The sequence below is a fragment of the uncultured Campylobacter sp. genome, from assembly GCF_938045465.1.
Lineage (GTDB): Bacteria > Campylobacterota > Campylobacteria > Campylobacterales > Campylobacteraceae > Campylobacter_B.
The window spans coordinates 1-4391 of record NZ_CALIBF010000067.1; the positions used below are offsets into that span (position 1 = coordinate 1).

Annotated in this window: 3 protein-coding genes and 3 pseudogenes; 5 read left to right on the forward strand and 1 reads right to left on the reverse strand. The window is 48.1% G+C overall.

Going from position 1 to position 4391, the window contains the following annotated elements; translation table 11 throughout:
• The 5 genes and pseudogenes from Q0413_RS03300 to cmoA form a co-directional block, all read left to right on the forward strand.
• Positions 1-241: pseudogene (locus Q0413_RS03300) on the forward strand (TlyA family RNA methyltransferase); the annotation flags it as partial.
• On the forward strand, positions 231-743 hold the full coding sequence (locus Q0413_RS03305; RefSeq protein WP_298987281.1) for a lipocalin family protein: 513 nt from the start codon (positions 231-233) through the stop codon (positions 741-743). The pseudogene Q0413_RS03300 and the gene Q0413_RS03305, both read left to right, overlap by 11 nt.
• A pseudogene (locus Q0413_RS03310) lies at positions 743-1804 on the forward strand (riboflavin kinase); the annotation flags it as partial. The gene Q0413_RS03305 and the pseudogene Q0413_RS03310, both read left to right, overlap by 1 nt.
• 216 nt (positions 1805-2020) lie before the next feature.
• A pseudogene (locus Q0413_RS11230) lies at positions 2021-2140 on the forward strand (riboflavin kinase); the annotation flags it as partial.
• Positions 2141-2990: 850 nt separating this feature from the next.
• Positions 2991-3695: a carboxy-S-adenosyl-L-methionine synthase CmoA gene (gene cmoA / locus Q0413_RS03315; RefSeq protein ID WP_298987287.1), complete on the forward strand. Its 705-nt coding sequence runs from the start codon at positions 2991-2993 to the stop codon at positions 3693-3695.
• A gap of 194 nt (positions 3696-3889) precedes the next feature.
• Here cmoA and Q0413_RS03320 read toward each other — a convergent pair.
• The coding region (locus tag Q0413_RS03320) for a hypothetical protein (protein ID WP_298987290.1) at positions 3890-4391 on the reverse strand (502 nt) is incomplete at its 5' end.

Below are 4391 nucleotides of genomic sequence, written 5' to 3' on the forward strand. Positions count from 1 at the left end.
CGCAAAAAGCGCTCTCATCGTGCTATTTAAGCCGCAATTTGAGGTGGGTGCGGAGGCGAAGCGAAATAAAAAAGGGGTGCTCAAAGATGAAAAAGAGGCGCGCGGCGCGCGGGCGAAATTTGAGCGACTATGCGCCGAGCTGGGCCTTGCCGTGCTGCACGCTAGCGCCTGTAAGATCACGGGCAAAGAGGGAAATCAAGAATTTTTCTATCTTCTAAAAAGGACGAACGATGAAATTTAAAAATTTGATTATTTTGGTGCTAGGCGCCGTTTTTTTAAGCTCATGCGCCAAAAGTCTGAGCCCGAAAGCGCCGATCGTAAAAAACTTCGACATCGATAAATTTAGCGGCGGTTGGTACGAGATCGCCCGTATGAAGGGCGGTAGCGAGCTGCAAAACACCGCATACGAGTGCTTTATCGATAAAAATTCCACGATCAATCTTCTGAAAACCGCCAAAACAAGCTCTGGCAAAATCGAAAACGAGCAGCACGTGCTGGAGTTTGCTGGCGATAAAAACGTAGGCCTGCTCTATCAAAAAGGCCTGATTTCCGACTCCCTCTACCGCGTGGCACAGGTGGACGGCGACTATCGCTACGCCCTAATCTTCGGCGCCGATACGAGCGAGCTGTATATCCTCTCGCGCACCAAAACCCTGCCTGAGCCGATCCGCATCCTCTATCTAAAAAAGGCGAAGCACAGCGGCTACGACACCAAAAAAATCGTCTGGACGAAGCAGCAATAATGGCTAATCAAAAATCATGTAAAAACCATAAAGAGGCTTCGCTACGGAATTTTAAAGAGCAAAATTTCGTATCGCAGAATTCCAGCTTGAAAAATTTTACGGAACAGAATTCCACAAGCAATGGGGAAAATTCATCTCAAAATATCAAACGCCCAAGGCAAGAGCTCAGTGAAAATAAAACCTGCGATGCGCACTGCGCAGATGAAGCAGACACCGACACCTCTTGCAGCAATGAAACGACTTTTGGCAGTAAAACGGCTTATAATGACGCTTGCAGCAATGACGTAGACGCGCATGCTCAAGGCACGCTTCCTGCTTGTGCGGAAGTGCTGCGTGCGCGCCTAAGCGAGCAGTTCACACGTGGCGAGATTTTCGCGACGCTGCAAGGCGCAAACCGCGATAATGTGCGCGCCGTAGCGATCGGTAACTTCGACGGCATGCACCTTGGACATCAAAAATTATTTGAGCACCTAGGTGAACACGGCGCAATAATCGTAATCCTAGCAGGTGGTGGCACGAAGCTAACCCCTTTTGCGTCACGGCAGGCATTTACGAACAAAAAGATTTTTTATTGCGATCTACGCGCTATCAAAAGCCTTAGCGGAGGCGAATTTATCGAGCTTTTAGGGCAAAATTTCATAAATTTACAAAAAATTGTCGTAGGCGAGGACTTTAGATTTGGGCGTGACAGAGCATGGGGCGCGGAGTTTTTGCAGCGCGAATTTAGCGGGCAAACCTGCGTCTTAGGGGAGTTTTGCTTAAGCGGCGGCGGCGTGCATTCAAGCAGGATCAAGGAGCTTTTGTCGCACGGACAGTGCGAAGCGGCGGCGGAGCTTTTAGGGCGGGATTACGAGATCTGCGGACGGATCGTGCGCGGCCAGGGGCGCGGGGCGCGGGAGTTTGTAGCGACGTTAAATCTCGAGCCGGGTTGGTTTTTTATCCCAAAAAGCGGCGTTTACGCAACCGTCACGAGCGTGCGCGGCACAAGATACAAAAGCGTGAGCTTTGTGGGAGAGCGCCTTAGCACCGACAGGGTTTTCGCGCTTGAAACGCACATTTTGGGGGACTTTGCAGGCTTTGAGGCTGTAAATTCCGCGCTAGATCGCCCGCCATGCTGCGGGGGGCAAGCTACAGATCCTGCGTCAAATTTAGATGAAATTTCGGCACACGATTCAGCCAAAATTTCTACCCGAAATTTTGCGGCGAGCGAGAGCTCGGGCGCCGAGAATAAAAATTTAGAGGCGGCGTGCAAAAACAGCGGCGCGAAATTTGCTTGCGTTAAATTTATAAAGTTCCTACGCGAAAATCGCAAATTTAACGATCTAGCGCAGCTTAAAGAGCAGATTTTAAAAGACGCTTCAGAGGCGGAGGCGGTACTACGAAGCCGTAAATTTTAATCTACGGCTTGTAAGCTTAAAAATGAAATTTGCGGGCTGTGCGCTTGATTTGATGCGTCTGCGTTTCACATCTACGGCGCATTAAATAAGCCGTCTGCGTCGTCCTGTATAAAAGTCGTGCGCCCGTTGTCACTGAGAATACTTGGGGTGCACCACCTACATGGCTTTAACACACCTTGAGCTTGGGTTTATGCAAGACTAGGCAAGTGCAAGCTGCGCTGAGAATCGAGGGCGATAAAAAATCTTAGTTATGCTGCGAAGCTTTAAAATTTAGCAGGGCTGAGCTTCCGAGCAAGGGCCAAGCGGCTAAATTATGCGCCTAGCTAAACGCGGGATTTTGTCAAGCGGCTCCATTTTTCGGCGCATAAAATCGCGAAATGGGCGCGAAATTCTACTAATGGAGCTTTGACTATGCTTTTAGTTTAAGTTTGTAATTAAAGAATTTAAAGGAGCTGTTTTGGCAGTGCGAGATTCGGCGGCGTAAAATTTAATGCTGAGAAATTCTAAGCCCACTAAATACGGAGTAAAATTTTAAGAACGTATTTGCGCGGTGCGGAATTTTAGTGTCTTGTCAAGCAAGACGTGAAATTTAATCATGCATCGAGCATATCCGGGCTAGAAGTTGGGCGCAAACTGGGATGTAGCTCGCTTGCATCAAAAGCGCTCATGCTGCGTTTAAAATTTAGGTATGCTTCGCGCGAGGCAAACTAAGCACAAAAATTCCATGCGTAGCGGTCGCAAATAGAGTGTCCGCGTAAGTGCAGAAAGCACGGCGTGAGAATTCTGCGTTTAGCATGCGTAGGAAGTATAAATCGAGTACTGCGCGAATAGCAAAACTAAAAGGAAACAGATGAGAGACGAAATTTTTAAAGAGCCTATCAAAAAACAGTTTGAGTTTGACGCCAGCGTCGCGTCGGTTTTTGATGATATGATCGGGCGCAGCGTGCCGTTTTATGAGGCCAGCACGCGGCTTAGCAGCGAGCTTTTGGCGCGGATACTGCCGCAAAAGGCGCGCGTGATCGATCTTGGCTGCTCGACTGCGACTGCGCTGCTGGCGCTGTTTGCGCTGCGCCCTGATTTGCGGCTGTGCGGCATCGACAGCTCGGAGGCGATGATACAAAATGCCCGCGCCAAGGCGGCAGCGTTCGGCGCCGAGCTCGAGCTTAGCGTATCGGACATGCTGGATGCGAGCCTCGCAGACTGCGACGCCGTGATTTTAAACTACACCCTGCAGTTCATCAGACCGCCGCGCCGCGCCGCGCTCGTGAGTAAAATTTATGACGGATTGCGTGAGGGCGGAGTTTTGATCTTTAGCGAAAAGATTATCTACGAAGAGCCTGCGCTCGCGCGTCAGATGATCGAAATTTACGAGGATTACAAGCGCGCGCATGGCTATTCGCGCTACGAGATCGCGCAAAAACGCGAGGCGCTTGAAAACGTCCTCGTGCCCTACACCGAGGCAGAAAACCGCGCCTTGGCGCTAAGCGCGGGCTTTAAACGCGTCGAGAGTATCTTTAAGTGGGCGAATTTTATGAGCTTTGCGGCGTTTAAATAACGAGTAGATGCAACGCGTATTTTGCCCAAAAGATTTAAGTTTTAAATTTTAACGGCGAGCATTTTTGAAAATTTGCAAAGCAAATATCGCCTTGCAATATAAAATTTTGCTGCACTAAAGCTATTTCCATCGATTAAATACGCCATAACGAGCGCAGTGGCACATTTAAAAAGGATAAAATTCTTAATTTTGCGTTATTTATTCGGTTCTGTTTTAGTGATCAATCCGGTATTTTCGTCGATCTTCTCACTTGCGACGCGTCTTTCAAAGCTTGCTATAAATTCGTCGTATTTGATCTTTTTAGCTCTATCTGCTTCGTATTTTTTCATAGCTTTTTGGAAATCGCTACGTTCAAAAAAATCATTCCAAATCGCGAACAAAGCAAAAGCTAAAAGTCCCCATATATAGCCGCCGATAAAGAAATTTCCGGTGATACAAAATACGACGCAAGCTATTATATCGGTCACAATATAACCCACTCCGTGTCTCCCGGCCGGCAAAATGGGCTCAGGCAACGATAAGCGCCTTAAGGTATCTACGCCTTTTGAGATATTTTTTAAGCATTCTTTTTCTTTGCTATCATGGCTAGCGGGAACATAGCCGGCGATTTCATCGCCTTCAAAAATATAAAAACCATCGTCCGTTTTTATTTTAAAAACGTCCGCGCCCTGCCCTTTTAACCGAAATTGCCATACC